Origin of the sequence: Bacillus cereus group sp. BfR-BA-01355 (assembly GCF_022663675.1) — a bacterium.
GTDB classification, from domain to species: Bacteria; Bacillota; Bacilli; order Bacillales; family Bacillaceae_G; genus Bacillus_A; species Bacillus_A thuringiensis_S.
Window position 1 is genome coordinate 25,324 of the sequence record NZ_JAKUFY010000021.1, and the last position, 12,586, is coordinate 37,909.

Here is a 12,586-nt window from a genome sequence, read left to right on the forward strand (position 1 = left end):
AGAAGTTTTTTAATTTAATCTTTACAGTACATTAACATTCAGTATAAATCTTCCATATAGAATGAAAGCAGGTTAAGAATGAGGGGAGAGAGGTGAAGCAATGGATATTACAATTAGTGGATTAGAAAAGACATTTGGAAAAACACAGGCGTTAAAGCCGTTGCAGATTGTAATGAAACAAGGGGAATTCACTACACTTTTAGGACCTTCGGGGTGTGGGAAAACGACTTTACTTAGAATGATAGCAGGGCTTGAAGAACCGGATAAGGGAGAAATATATTTTGGAGACCAGTGCATGTATTCTGCTGCAAAAAAGATAAAGACATCTCCTCATGAACGGAATATCGGTATGGTATTTCAAGATTTTGCTTTATGGCCGCACATGACTGTTTTTGACAATGTTGCATTTGGTTTAAGGGCTACAAAGCAAACAAATCATTTACGAGAAAAAGTAGAAGATGCGATAAAGCGAGTTCGCCTGCAAGGTATGGAGAAAAGGTATCCACACGAACTTTCTGGTGGACAGCAACAACGTGTCGCATTCGCTAGAGCAATTGTAACAAAACCTCATTTTATTTTATTTGATGAACCGCTAAGTGCACTCGATGCAATTTTGCGAGAAGAAATGAGAATAGAGCTTATGGATATCGTTCATTCCATTGGTTTAACTGCACTGTATGTCACTCACGATCAAACAGAAGCAATGTCAATGTCAGACCAAATTATTGTCATGAAACAAGGAGAAGTATTACAAAAAGGAACACCGGAAGATATTTATGTGAAACCGTCTCATGAATTTGTTGCCAAATTTGTTGGTAAGGCGAATTGGCTTGTAGAGGGTAAAAAAATGGTTCGTCCAGAGCATGTGAACTGGACGAAAAATGAAGTGTGCGAAATGTATACAGGTGAAATTAAGCACGTTACATATGTAGGAGAACGGTATGAAATAAAAGTAAACATGGGGGCACTCGGAATATGGACAGCTTATCACAATAGTAAATTAAGCATCGGTAAACCAGTATCGTTATATGTGCCAAAAAAATGTATTCATCATATAGGGGGAGAATCGTATGAAGAAATTCAGTTCGCTTAAGTCTTTATTTGTATGTACTTTATTATTTTCGGCTGTAGTAACAGGGTGTAGTTCAAAGACAGGCAATGCAGATGCAAAAAGTAAAAATACGAATGAAAAGAAAATTGTTGTATATAGTGCAGGGCCAAAAGGGTTAGCAGAAAAAATTCAAAAAGACTTTGAAAAGAAAACAGGTATAAAAGTAGAAATGTTTCAAGGAACAACAGGTAAGATTTTAGCGAGAATGGAAGCTGAAAAGAAAAATCCAGTCGTTGATGTAGTCGTACTTGCATCATTACCAGCGATGGAAGGATTAAAGAAAGAGGGTCAAACGTTAGCTTATAAAGAAGCGAAACAAGCTGATAAGCTGCGTTCTGAATGGTCAGATGATAAAGGACATTATTTCGGGTATAGTGCTTCAGCATTAGGGATTGTGTACAATACAAAAAATGTGAAGACAGCGCCTGAAGATTGGAGCGATATAACGAAAGGGGAATGGAAAGGAAAAGTGAATCTTCCAGATCCAGCACTTTCAGGTTCAGCTTTAGACTTTGTAACAGGATATGTGAAAAAGAATGGAAAAGATGGATGGAATTTATTTGAACAGCTTAAGAAAAATGAAGTTACAGTAGCAGGAGCAAATCAAGAAGCTTTAGATCCAGTAGTAACAGGTGCGAAAGATATGGTAATTGCAGGTGTTGATTATATGACGTACAGCGCAAAAGCAAAGGGTGAACCGGTTGATATTGTTTATCCAAAAAGCGGAACAGTTATTAGCCCACGTGCAGCGGGGATTATGAAGGATAGTAAAAATGTAGAGGGTGCAAAAGAGTTTATTGATTATTTATTATCAGATGATGTGCAAAAACAAGTTGCTAAAGCGTATTTATTGCCAGGTAGAACAGATATAAAAGCTGAAAATAGACCGAATGTAGAAGAGATTTCAGTATTAAATATTGATTGGAAAACAGTTGAGAAAGAGCAAGATGAAATAGGAAAACAATTTAAGAAAGTATTTCAATAAGATGGTGATTCCATGGTAAATCGATTCATATCAGTAAGACAAGTTGGAATGACGGTAGCGTTATTACTTGTGGCGATGTTAATCGTCATTCCGCTTTTTCTCATTTTATTTTCTAGTATATATGAAAATAGCAGCTGGAACTTTTTAAAGCCTTTTGAAGTGATGCAGAGTGGTGGATTAGCTGGGATTTTTCTAAACTCGATGCTTCTAGGTGTACTCGTTGTAATAGGAGCTACAATATTTGCATTTCCATTGGCGTTTATTATGAGCAAAACAGATGTAGGAAAGTATAGTAAGTTAGATATTGTTTTTATGATTTCATTTATGACACCGCCGTATATTGGATCAATGGGCTGGATTTTGTTCATGTAACCTAACGGCTATTTTGAACAATTTTTTCCGATGCTAAAGACAGTTTCATCATCGTTTTTTAGTTTAGGAGGTATGGTCTTAATTATGAGTCTGCATTTATTCCCATTCCTTTATTTCATGCTGAAAAACACGTTACTTCAGATTGGGAGTAGTAAAGAAGAAGCTGCAGCAGTTCATGGCGGAAGTTTTCTCTATCGTTTAAGAAAAATAATATTGCCGTTATTAGTATCAAGTTATGTAATGGGTGCTTTACTCATTTTCGTAAAGACGATTGCTGAATTTGGAACACCGGCTACATTCGGACGTAGAATAGGATTCCACGTGTTAACATCAGAAATCCATAAATTTATTTCGAGTTGGCCAATTGATTTTAGTAGTGCAACAGCATTATCTTCTTTATTACTTAGTGCTTGTATGCTCATTTGGTATATGCAAAATGTATTGAATCGAAAGTATTCATATGCAATGGTTAGTGGAAAAGGTGTGAAATCTAAAAGATATACTTTGTCTATATTTACGCGCGTTGTAGCATGGATGTATGTAATTGGTTTATTAATCGTATCAATTGGAATTCCATACTTTTCTATACTGATTGCTTCTTTGTCAAAATTAAGAGGCGGCGGTTTACATGTAAATAACTTTACAACAAGCCATTATGAGGCATTGTTTACAATGGGATCTCCGGGATTAGAGGCTTTATGGAATAGTTTTCTTTTTTCACTCGTAACAGCGATTATTGCGGTAATGATTGGAGTCTTTTTGGCACTTATGATTCGAAAGGGGAAAAAAAACTCTGAAAAATGGCTCGATATGTGCGGTATGTTACCCAATATGGTACCAGGAATCGTTATGGTTGTAGGTCTTATTCTATTTTGGAATTCACCATATATGCCCCTGTCAATTTACAATACACCAGTCATGGTTATCGTAACGTATGTTGTGCTGTTTTTACCTTACACGGTGCAATATGTAAAATCATCACTCGGACAAATTGATGATTCTCTCATGCAGGCAGGAAGCATTTTTTCGGGAAATTATATTTATATTTTTAGAAAAATAATATTGCCTCTTATTATCCCAGGCATTCTTGCTGGATGGGCGATGACATTTACAATTTCGATAAGAGAGTTAGTAGCATCGCTTCTCGTATTACCTCCATCAGTAGAAACGTCAGCAACGTTTATTTTTGCTCAATTTGAACAGGGTGAAGTATCTATAGGCATGGCGATGGCCGTTGTTTCTGTTGGACTTACAACAATGTGCTTATTACTGCTACAACATATGGAGCAAAAGCGAAAAGGGGTAGCATGATGAGGATAGAAGTATGGGGTGGGGCAGGAGAATACGGTCGCTCCTGCTATTTTGTAAAAAATAAAGAGACGAAAATATTATTTGATTGTGGTATTAATCGATCATATGAGAAGAGTTATCCAGAAATAGAGAAAGAAGCTGTTCCATTTTTAGATGCGGTATTTTTATCACATATTCATGAAGATCATACGATGGGTTTACCTTTATTAGCGAAGTATGGATATAAGAAAAAAATTTGGACGACTCGTTATACGAAGGAGCAACTGCCGTTATATTATGAAAAATGGAGAAACTATAATGTGATGCAAGGGTGGAATTTACCTTATAGCGACCAACACATAAAAGATTTAAATTATGTATGTATTGATGAGATTAGTAATCCAAATGAATGGATACAAATTACTCCTACATTGCGGTTTCAGTGGGGATATAGTGGGCATGTATTAGGAGCTGTTTGGTTTTTAGTTGATTTGTGTAATACATACGTGTTCTATTCCGGCGATTATTCAGCAGAGTCTAATATACTACGAGCTAATTTACCTGAGAAATTGGGCCACAATATAAAAGTTGCAATTGTAGATGCCGCTTACCACACAGATGATGTTTCGCAAAATGAAAGATTAGATGATCTATGTGCAGAAATTGAGCGAGTTATGCAGAATAAAGGAATAGCATTGCTACCGCTGCCACAACTTGGTAGGGCGCAAGATATAGTATTGTATTTATATGAACGATATAAAGAATTTCCGCTTATAGTAGATAAAGAAATTTTGGCTGGATTTGAAGAGATGTTCATATATAAAGATTGGATAAAAAATAATGAAGAACTTAAATGGATTATGGAGAGTTTAAAAAGAAACATAATCGTTATGGATAATGACATTAGTATGCAAAATAGTTATGGAATAGTTGTAATGAGTGATGCGAATATGCAAACGAAACGAGCACAGTTATGCTATGAACAGCTTCGGAATGAAAAACGTAATTCCGTTATTTTTACTGGGCATATTGCGAAAGGGAGTTTTGCAGAAAGAGTTATGAAAGAACATGTAAGGAGTACATGTAGGGTGAAGCGAGTTCCGTATAAAGTTCACCAAAGTATAAAAGACGTTAAAGAGATGTTAAATACATTATTACCAGAACATACGGTGCTAGTGCATGCTTTGAAAGAGGATACGGATCGATTACAACAAAAGCTAAGTACAGCAGGATATGAAAATGTATATTCACTTGCAATGGAACGTATAGAAGTCATTTAAAATGTAAAGGGGATAGGTATATGAAAAAAGTATTTGTATTCGTAAGTATTTTCTTTTGTTGTTTTCTTTATAACGTTAAGGAAGGGTTTGCTGCTAGTCCAATGAAACCTAGTTTTGAAGTAAAGTTATTATTGAAGCCAGAACAAGTATTAGGTTATAACAAAGAGATGAAGCAAGAGGTGCTAGAACATTTCCAGGCTGGTACAAAATATGAAAGAATACAAGTACAATTTTTAGATACTGCAAATAAAAGTTTAAGTGATGAAGGTTGGTTTGCTAGAATTCGAAAGAAAGAATTTAGTAAAGATTTTGAACTAACATATAAAAAAAGATATCCTATTCAAAATGGTGTAATTCAAGATGCACTAGAAGTAGCTAAAAAAGAAGGATTCGATAGTAATACGGATAGTTATGAGGCGGAAATAGATTGGGGATTTGAGAAGAAAACATTAAGCATTTCAAATAAGAAAAGCTACAGTGCTAAAGGATATGGGATACTTGATTTACCAAATGAACAAGCTGCTCAAAACATGTTAATAGAAAAATTACCAGGGAAAATGAACAAATGGTTGTATACAAATTGGGGAGAAGAGATGTTAAAGAATTCCCGTATTTACGGTCCTGTATTAATGAAGCGATATACAGGAGAGTTTGAAAACATAAAAGCAAATATTGAAATTTGGCCATTAAGTAATACCGGAAAATTAGAAGATGACTTCGTAATAGAAGTGTCATTTAAAACAAATGAAGAAAGTATTGCGACAAAACAAAGGGAATTATTAATAGCGAGTTTAGAGAAAAAAGGCTGGTTGTTACCGAAAGATAGTTTGAAGACAGAGCTTATTTTTCAGTAAATAGTAAAAAGGAATCCATATGCCATGGATTCCTTTTTATATATGAGTATTAAGCTAAATCAGCTGACACGAACATGTCACTATTTTGAAGATTTTTAGAGCGTAAACTATAAGCAACTACCTTCTTTTTATATTGTTTTACAACATCAACATGCTCTTCATGACTGTAAATATAAAATGTGAAATCTTTTTTACCACGTTTTGCATTGATAATTAAAGGAGTGCCTTCATTATGGGGTGGTGCATAATAGCGATCTAAAAATAAACCTTCGTTAAAATCATGAATAATTTTTGATTTCTGTTCGCCTTCTACTTTATTTCCGTGAATTGTAATAGTCACATTCTCTTCTTCAAGTTTTGGATGTGTTTCGTACTTGCTAATAATGGATTCAATAACAGTGTTAGGAAGGCTAGAAACGATAATTTTAAATGCCCCAAATACAACTAACATTACAATAAACCAAGTCGTCATAGTATATCATCCCCTTTATTCTATTTAATAATATAACTCATATGGTAATAGTACATATGGTGAAGTTTTGTATAATTTGTGAAAAATATGCCATTTTTACGAATGAAATATTAGAAAAATCAATTTTGTTACAAAAAGTTGAAATTGAAGTATTTTAAAAGAAAAAGGTTTATAATAAAAATATAACTAATAACCACATTACTAATTATAAGGAAGTGTAACTATGAGTACTGTAGCAATCGTATATGGTATTATTCTTTCCACAATTATTGTTTTGTTTTTTGTTGGGGTTTCACGTTATATTCATAAATGGAAAGAAAGCGTTGCGAAATTAAATCACATTGAAGAAGAACTTAGTGATTTAATGTTACATCATGGTAAGTAAACATTTATTTTTTAACTAAACAATGTGAAGGATATCACAAAACATGCTTTCCTAATGAAGGCATGTTTTTTTGTTGTGTGAAAGTTAGACATATTCATGAGATTTTCCATACAATACAGTGTGAAATAAAAAAATGATTCTTTGCTTGTAGGAATATTTATTCGTTTTTGTATAATTTTGTAATTTGGTTCGGTATAATTATGATATAGAAGGAAATTTGTTAGAGGGGGTATATTGTGAACATATTAAAGATTATAGGAATAATTGCAGGAGTCATTATAGTAGCTGTTATAGCTTTCTTTGTTATTATGAATTACTATTTGTCAAAAGAAGATCCTGATTACGTATTAAAGTACATAAAAGAACATAAAGAAGATGAAACATGTTCATTACTTATTAAAAGAAATGGAGAAGTATTAACTTCTATAAATGAAAATAAAAAATTGCCATTAGCAAGTATGGCAAAAATCGTAATAGCAGTTGAATTTGCTAAGCAAGTTTCAGAAGGAAAAATAAGTCGTGATGAACAAATTTCATTGCACGAGCTAGAAAAATATTACGTTAAAGATACTGATGGTGGAGCACATCCTAACTGGTTAGAAGATGCCAAAGCGAGAGAATTAGTGAAAAATGGACAAATCGCTTTAGAAGAAGTCGCTAAAGGAATGATTCATTATAGTTCTAATGCAAATACAACATATTTGTTAGAAAAGCTTGGAATAGAAAGAGTAAATGAAAGTATAAAAGAGTTAGAGCTTACTAGTCATGATAAGTTCACTTCTTATACGGCTGCACTATATATGAGAGGATACGTAGAAAAAGAACTTCATGTGCCAGAAAATCAGTCATTAAAAACGTTACGTAACATGTCAAAAGATGAATATAATAAACATGTGTTACAAATACAGGAATGGATGAAAGATGAGGAAGAATGGAAAAAGCGGGATATTCCATTAAAAGTAGATATGGAATTTCAGCGAATTTGGTCAGATCGATTAGTGGGTGCAAACGCTAAAGATTATATGAGTATAATGGAAAAAATAAATAGTAGAAAGTATTTTCCAAAATCAATGCAGGAAGAAATCGAGAATATTTTCAAAGGAACAGTTAATAATAGTAAGTTAGAATTTGCGGGGCAAAAAGGTGGTTCTACCGCATTCGTATTGACAAAAAGCTTGTATACTACAGATAAGAAAGGGAATAAAGTAGAAGTTGTAATTATGTTTAACGATATAGAAGATCAAGTTGTATATCAAAAGCTGAGAACTAATATAAATTATTTTATTCAAGATGCTATAACAGATGAAGAGTTTAGGAATAAATTATAATGAAATAATTTTATTATGTAAACAACATGCTATTAAAGGTAGGTATTGAGATGAGGTTGAATGAGTATATGCTTGAAACGTTTCCGAATTTAGAACTTAGACCACCTCTATTTTATAATTGGGATATTGGTATTCGTTTTAGATTAGGTGTGGACTATGATTGTAATAACATTTATGAAAATTGTCTATATTTAGAAGGCGTTTATAAAAGGACGATTACTTTATTTCAGTCTTTACATTCAACAAAAGATGATATTTATATTGTAGTGGATGTAAATGACTATGCAAACGGTGAAACTTTCAAACAGAAATTGAATATCTTTTCTAAGTATGTCAAAGAGAAGTCCGATTTGTTTAAGTTACAGAAAAATACAATCCCTTATGTTTTTCCAGATGAAGATGAAGATGGAGCATATAAAACACATAGATATACTTTGAAATGTGAAATCTCTGACTTTACATACATTCCTATGCTAAAAGCAATTTGTAATCAAGATATGGGAATAAAACCGAGTATTTTTCATAGGGTGTATTTTATAAATGTTAACAAGAATACTATATTTCACGTTTATGATGATAGAGGTTGTGATGTATTAGCTATCTCTCCTGATACAATTAGGGATATTTATAATACATATAATGATTGGATATTAGAATACGATAGAAATAAAATTGATAAAGTATTTAATTGGATGTAGTCTATTTTAATTGAGGGAAATACCATATGAGGTGTTTCCCTTTTATTAATATGAAAATCAACATTTAAATTTGACAGTACTTATAATAAAAGTAAAGGGATTTGATGGTAATGTATTGAATTTGGATAAAAACGGAAAAGGGAGATGAATAAATGACGACAATCTATTTCGTTCGCCATGCCCACTCTACATATACAAAAGAAGAAAGGGAACGACCTTTATCTGAAAAAGGGCACTGTGATGCAGAGAATGTAACGCATTTATTAAAAGATAAACATATTGATGTTGTTATTTCTAGTCCGTACAAAAGAGCGATCCAAACTGTACAAGGAATTGCGAATACATATAAATTATTAATACAAACAGAAGAAGATTTGCGTGAAAGATTATTGAGTACAGAGCCAGTAGCAGATTTTAATGTTGCTATGCAGAATGTGTGGAAAGATTGGAGTTTTGCATACGAAGGCGGAGAATCGAGTGATGTCGCACAAAGGCGCGCTGTAATATGTATGCAAAATATATTAAAACAATATGAAGGTAAGAACATTGTAATAGGTACGCATGGGAATATTATGGTATTACTAATGAATTATTTTAATTCGAAATATGATTTTGAATTTTGGAAAACACTTCATATGCTTGATGTGTATAAATTAAATTTTGATAAAAATCGTTTCATTTCTGCTGAAAGAATAGAGAAAACAGGTCATCGGTTAAATATTTTGTAAAAGTTTATCAAAAAAAGAGGAAAGAGAGAAGTTATTGTAGAAGTATGACTTTGTAACATAAAAAATATATGTTAAAGGAGGCTGTTTACATGTTTGAGAAAGAGAAAGAAGGGCTTATTGAAGTTCAAAACGTATATGAAATTGCACCAGAAGATGGAACAATTATTGGTATGGCAACGGAAGAAGAAATGGAAATTGCTGCTGAACTAGAGTTACAGTACTATGCTCATTCTCGTTTGTTAGAAGCAAATATTCAGTTAGACGGTTCCTCCTACAAAGAGTTACTTCAGGAGTTCCAGGAGTACGAAAGAAAATCAATGAGCTTTTGGCGAGCGATACATAAACGTTTAGCTGTGCCATGGGCGTGGGTACTACGTATTGATGTTGCGAATGGCCCTATATATGTAAGTAATGGTAGTTCATATTACGAAGAAATCGATGATGAAGAAGATTATGAATAGAAGATAAGTAAGGAAGCAGCTTTAGTTGCTTCCTTTTTTGATTTGTAAGAAATGAATTGCTTCAATAATAATATCTGGTCGATCATTTTCTATACCGTGACTAGCATGTTGGGCAAGAATATAGTGGCTGTTAGTTGAGAGGTGTAATTGTTCATGAATTAGTTCTTGCCACATTGCTTCAAGTTGTGTTGCTTCCTCTTTTGGCATGCCACCATTAGTCAATTGAGTAATAGAATATTGAGGATCTCTACCGATAACGATTAATGGTATTTCTAATGTTTTACATAGCTCTTTTAGTGAGAGAGCACAGTTTTTCCACTCAGATAGTTCAGAAGCTGTCGCTTTATATAATGAGGCGGAGGTAGAGAATTCAATTTGCTGTTTTGATTGATTGGCGAGCATAGATTTTAGTTCATTATAAAGTGTGTCTACATCCATTTTGGAATACATATTATATTTTTGAAACCAAACATCATCAGAATCAGTTTGATCAGAAATTGGTAAATGAAGTTCATCTAAATGGTGTAAGTTCATCGAAGTAGAATCAACTAAAATAAGTGCTTGCAGCTTATCTTCATGTAACATCGCAAAATGTTGTGCACATAATCCTCCATAGGAATGACCGATTAGAATAAATGGCTCTTGAATAGCTAGTTTGTTTAGTAACATATGTAGCTCTTTTGTAACTTGCCTTATTGTACGCGGCTGATGGCCTACATCACTTTTTCCGTAACCTGGGCGATGGTATGAAACGACTGTAAAGTACTCTGAAAGCTTTTCTATAATAGGAAACCAATCATAAAATGAGCAACTCATTCCGGTTTGAATGACTACAGTTTGTTTACCACTTCCTTTTATATGTACTTCTATATTTTGCCCCATTATTTCTACAAATTTATGAATGTTAATTCCTCCTAAGCTTGAAATAATTTTTGACAAGCAAAAACGATACACCAAACACCTATACCGAGTAGGACAGATGTACTAAGTGTAAATGAATTTTTTAAACCAATATAGACGATAAATAATAGTAGTGCTGATGCGGGGAATCCATATAATACCCCTAAAGCAAATTGACTTAATTCTTGTTTATTCCCGCCTTCGAATGAAATCCAAAATAGACTAAGTAAACTAACGAGTGGAAGGGCAGCAATAAAGCCACCTATCGTACTGAAATGTTTAGCAACTTCAGTGATAACGCCGATAATAAGTGCCGAAACGATTACTTTAACGAGGAAATGCATATTTTGCCTCCTTCGCTAATAACGAAAATGCTTTTTCAATTAATTGTTGTTCTTCTTTTGATAACTGTGATTCTAATATTTTTATCTTTTCTTTATCCAGTAAAGTATGTTTTTCTAATACTTCAATCCCTTCAATTGTTAATGTAAGGTTTACCACTCTTTCATCTTGTTTATTTCTCTCTTTAACGATGAAGCCCTTTTGAATAAGGCGCTTTATGTGTTCAGACGCTGTGTTATGAGAAAGACTAAGCTCAGTAGCGACTTTTCCAATTGTTATATCTTTCTCACGAGAAACGATTTGTAAAATACGAATTGCTTGGTGGGAAAGGTTGTCCTCGTATTCGTATCGTAAGTGATAATAAATGCTCTCCCAATGTTGATTAATGTTGTTCATAATAATAAATCCCCTTTTTATATCGTATAGTAAGATATATTCGTTATTTTAGAAATAAAATCCTTTTATTTGGATAAAAAATGTTGAAAAAGTTTATTTTTATTGAAATATAAGGTAATCTATGTGTAAAGGTATACATTTAGCAAGAGAGAGGATGATAGCTGTGAATACATTCAAATGGATTAGTCATGAACAGATGTATGTAGATGAAATACATGTTGAAAAATGTGGTCCTCTTTCAGTCGGCGTATATGGGGGGAATCAAGAGAGTGATGCATATGAACGAGGAGATGCGGTGCTTGCTTGGTGGGATCCTGAATTACAATTTGAATTTGTTATGATTTTTGATACACATCACAAAACAAAAAATATAGATTATATAATAGAAGCGATTTCGGCAAGAAAAGAAAAACTAAAAGAGTTATTCTCATATCCAATACATTTAGCTTTTCATCATACACATATGTACTTATTAGCGTTATTTACAGATGAGTTATTTATTAAAAAATGTGATCAAGATGATGAGGAACTCGCTTGCTTAATTTGTTTACGAAAAGGCGAATTTTTATATTGGTTATCAGTTGGTGATTGTTTCGCGTATTTATTCCATTCTGAGAAAACGAAAAATGGAAAAGGACGATTAAATAAACGGAAAAATTACGAATATATTGGTAGGAAAAATATTTTTGCAGCAAATACACCTTGCTTTACGTCAGGTGTAAGAGGATTAGAAAAAGGAATGAATCACATTGTAATGGCAACAGATGGTATTTTAGAGTGTGACAAACGAAGGTTTGATGATGATCAATCTTTAGTAGAAATATTACACGACGGAAGTTGCTTGCAGATTGAGCCCGTATTAACAAATGTATTGCAGTGGAAAGGTAGAGATTGTGCCACGATTATTGGATGGTCTATTGATACTGATAATAAACAATGTGCTAATTAATATAAAAGGAGTTCAAGGTTTTTATCCTTGAACTC

At 33.1% G+C, this 12,586-nt stretch carries 15 protein-coding genes and 1 pseudogene; 12 read left to right on the forward strand and 4 right to left on the reverse strand.

Translation table 11 applies throughout. The features are described from left to right. The first annotated feature begins 100 nt into the window (after window positions 1-100). The 5 genes and pseudogenes from MR167_RS09580 to MR167_RS09600 all read left to right on the forward strand — a co-directional run bounded on the left by MR167_RS09580 (window position 101) and on the right by MR167_RS09600 (window position 5,892). A complete protein-coding gene (locus tag MR167_RS09580; protein ID WP_016077895.1) occupies window positions 101-1,093 on the forward strand; it encodes an ABC transporter ATP-binding protein in 993 nt (330 codons plus the stop codon). After that, on the forward strand, window positions 1,071-2,096 hold the full coding sequence (locus MR167_RS09585) for an ABC transporter substrate-binding protein (RefSeq protein ID WP_242314470.1): 1,026 nt from the start codon (window positions 1,071-1,073) through the stop codon (window positions 2,094-2,096). The genes MR167_RS09580 and MR167_RS09585 overlap by 23 nt, the downstream gene beginning before the upstream one ends. 12 nt (window positions 2,097-2,108) lie before the next feature. Beyond that, window positions 2,109-3,779 (forward strand): annotated as a pseudogene (locus MR167_RS09590) (ABC transporter permease). Next, window positions 3,776-5,038 carry an MBL fold metallo-hydrolase gene (locus MR167_RS09595; RefSeq protein WP_242314472.1) on the forward strand — a complete coding sequence of 421 codons (1,263 nt, stop codon included), beginning with the start codon at window positions 3,776-3,778 and terminating at the stop codon, window positions 5,036-5,038. The pseudogene MR167_RS09590 and the gene MR167_RS09595 overlap by 4 nt, the downstream one beginning before the upstream one ends. A gap of 20 nt (window positions 5,039-5,058) precedes the next feature. Then, the gene (locus tag MR167_RS09600; RefSeq protein WP_000755318.1) at window positions 5,059-5,892 is read left to right on the forward strand and encodes a hypothetical protein; all 834 of its coding nucleotides are present in this window, start codon (window positions 5,059-5,061) and stop codon (window positions 5,890-5,892) included. Between the two features lie 49 nt (window positions 5,893-5,941). On the opposite strand, the gene MR167_RS09605 is transcribed toward MR167_RS09600, so the two are convergent. Beyond that, window positions 5,942-6,364 (reverse strand): YfmQ family protein, encoded by a 423-nt coding sequence (locus tag MR167_RS09605; RefSeq protein ID WP_242314474.1) that lies wholly within the window; start codon window positions 6,362-6,364, stop codon window positions 5,942-5,944. A gap of 41 nt (window positions 6,365-6,405) precedes the next feature. Here MR167_RS09605 and MR167_RS09610 point away from each other — a divergent pair, with 41 nt between their 5' ends. The 6 genes from MR167_RS09610 to MR167_RS09635 all read left to right on the forward strand — a co-directional run bounded on the left by MR167_RS09610 (window position 6,406) and on the right by MR167_RS09635 (window position 9,964). Continuing rightward, window positions 6,406-6,522 carry a hypothetical protein gene (locus tag MR167_RS09610; RefSeq protein WP_002011946.1) on the forward strand — a complete coding sequence of 39 codons (117 nt, stop codon included), beginning with the start codon at window positions 6,406-6,408 and terminating at the stop codon, window positions 6,520-6,522. Between the two features lie 65 nt (window positions 6,523-6,587). Next, on the forward strand, window positions 6,588-6,749 hold the full coding sequence (locus tag MR167_RS09615) for a hypothetical protein (protein WP_000108702.1): 162 nt from the start codon (window positions 6,588-6,590) through the stop codon (window positions 6,747-6,749). A 236-nt stretch (window positions 6,750-6,985) separates the two neighbouring features. Then, entirely contained in the window at window positions 6,986-8,077 is a 1,092-nt protein-coding gene (locus MR167_RS09620) for a serine hydrolase (protein ID WP_242314475.1), read from the forward strand. Between the two features lie 68 nt (window positions 8,078-8,145). Beyond that, window positions 8,146-8,775: a DUF3885 domain-containing protein gene (locus tag MR167_RS09625; protein ID WP_106081389.1), complete on the forward strand. Its 630-nt coding sequence runs from the start codon at window positions 8,146-8,148 to the stop codon at window positions 8,773-8,775. 152 nt (window positions 8,776-8,927) lie between these two features. Then, window positions 8,928-9,503, forward strand: a complete 576-nt coding sequence (locus MR167_RS09630; RefSeq protein WP_242314478.1) for a histidine phosphatase family protein — start codon at window positions 8,928-8,930, stop codon at window positions 9,501-9,503. Between the two features lie 89 nt (window positions 9,504-9,592). Beyond that, complete coding sequence (locus MR167_RS09635; RefSeq protein WP_000461779.1) at window positions 9,593-9,964, forward strand: hypothetical protein; 372 nt, start codon at window positions 9,593-9,595, stop codon at window positions 9,962-9,964. Between the two features lie 21 nt (window positions 9,965-9,985). On the opposite strand, the gene MR167_RS09640 is transcribed toward MR167_RS09635, so the two are convergent. The 3 genes from MR167_RS09640 to MR167_RS09650 are packed head-to-tail and all read right to left on the reverse strand — an operon-like array spanning window position 9,986 to window position 11,602. Further along, window positions 9,986-10,918: an alpha/beta fold hydrolase gene (locus MR167_RS09640; RefSeq protein ID WP_242314495.1), complete on the reverse strand. Its 933-nt coding sequence runs from the start codon at window positions 10,916-10,918 to the stop codon at window positions 9,986-9,988. Beyond that, entirely contained in the window at window positions 10,879-11,208 is a 330-nt protein-coding gene (locus MR167_RS09645; RefSeq protein ID WP_000545623.1) for a DUF3147 family protein, read from the reverse strand. The genes MR167_RS09640 and MR167_RS09645 overlap by 40 nt, the downstream gene beginning before the upstream one ends. Next, window positions 11,192-11,602, reverse strand: a complete 411-nt coding sequence (locus tag MR167_RS09650) for a MarR family winged helix-turn-helix transcriptional regulator (RefSeq protein WP_001059787.1) — start codon at window positions 11,600-11,602, stop codon at window positions 11,192-11,194. Before MR167_RS09650 ends, MR167_RS09645 begins: the two co-directional genes overlap by 17 nt. A 121-nt stretch (window positions 11,603-11,723) precedes the next feature. On the opposite strand from MR167_RS09650, the gene MR167_RS09655 reads away from it, so the two are divergent. After that, complete coding sequence (locus MR167_RS09655; protein WP_002083203.1) at window positions 11,724-12,551, forward strand: PP2C family serine/threonine-protein phosphatase; 828 nt, start codon at window positions 11,724-11,726, stop codon at window positions 12,549-12,551. Window positions 12,552-12,586 lie beyond the last annotated feature (35 nt).

What these genes read in the sequence shown, in the direction of transcription:
- MR167_RS09625 (WP_106081389.1), top strand. Translation starts at nt 8,146, where the DNA reads ATGCTTGAAACGTTTCCGAATTTAGAACTTAGACCACCTCTATTTTAT.
- MR167_RS09630 (WP_242314478.1), top strand. Translation starts at nt 8,928, where the DNA reads ATGACGACAATCTATTTCGTTCGCCATGCCCACTCTACATATACAAAA.
- MR167_RS09605 (WP_242314474.1), bottom strand. Translation starts at nt 6,364, where the DNA reads ATGACGACTTGGTTTATTGTAATGTTAGTTGTATTTGGGGCATTTAAA.
- MR167_RS09595 (WP_242314472.1), top strand. Translation starts at nt 3,776, where the DNA reads ATGATGAGGATAGAAGTATGGGGTGGGGCAGGAGAATACGGTCGCTCC.
- MR167_RS09600 (WP_000755318.1), top strand. Translation starts at nt 5,059, where the DNA reads ATGAAAAAAGTATTTGTATTCGTAAGTATTTTCTTTTGTTGTTTTCTT.
- MR167_RS09610 (WP_002011946.1), top strand. Translation starts at nt 6,406, where the DNA reads ATGGTAATAGTACATATGGTGAAGTTTTGTATAATTTGTGAAAAATAT.
- MR167_RS09645 (WP_000545623.1), bottom strand. Translation starts at nt 11,208, where the DNA reads ATGCATTTCCTCGTTAAAGTAATCGTTTCGGCACTTATTATCGGCGTT.
- MR167_RS09615 (WP_000108702.1), top strand. Translation starts at nt 6,588, where the DNA reads ATGAGTACTGTAGCAATCGTATATGGTATTATTCTTTCCACAATTATT.
- MR167_RS09655 (WP_002083203.1), top strand. Translation starts at nt 11,724, where the DNA reads ATGTGTAAAGGTATACATTTAGCAAGAGAGAGGATGATAGCTGTGAAT.
- MR167_RS09650 (WP_001059787.1), bottom strand. Translation starts at nt 11,602, where the DNA reads ATGAACAACATTAATCAACATTGGGAGAGCATTTATTATCACTTACGA.
- MR167_RS09635 (WP_000461779.1), top strand. Translation starts at nt 9,593, where the DNA reads ATGTTTGAGAAAGAGAAAGAAGGGCTTATTGAAGTTCAAAACGTATAT.
- MR167_RS09580 (WP_016077895.1), top strand. Translation starts at nt 101, where the DNA reads ATGGATATTACAATTAGTGGATTAGAAAAGACATTTGGAAAAACACAG.
- MR167_RS09585 (WP_242314470.1), top strand. Translation starts at nt 1,071, where the DNA reads ATGAAGAAATTCAGTTCGCTTAAGTCTTTATTTGTATGTACTTTATTA.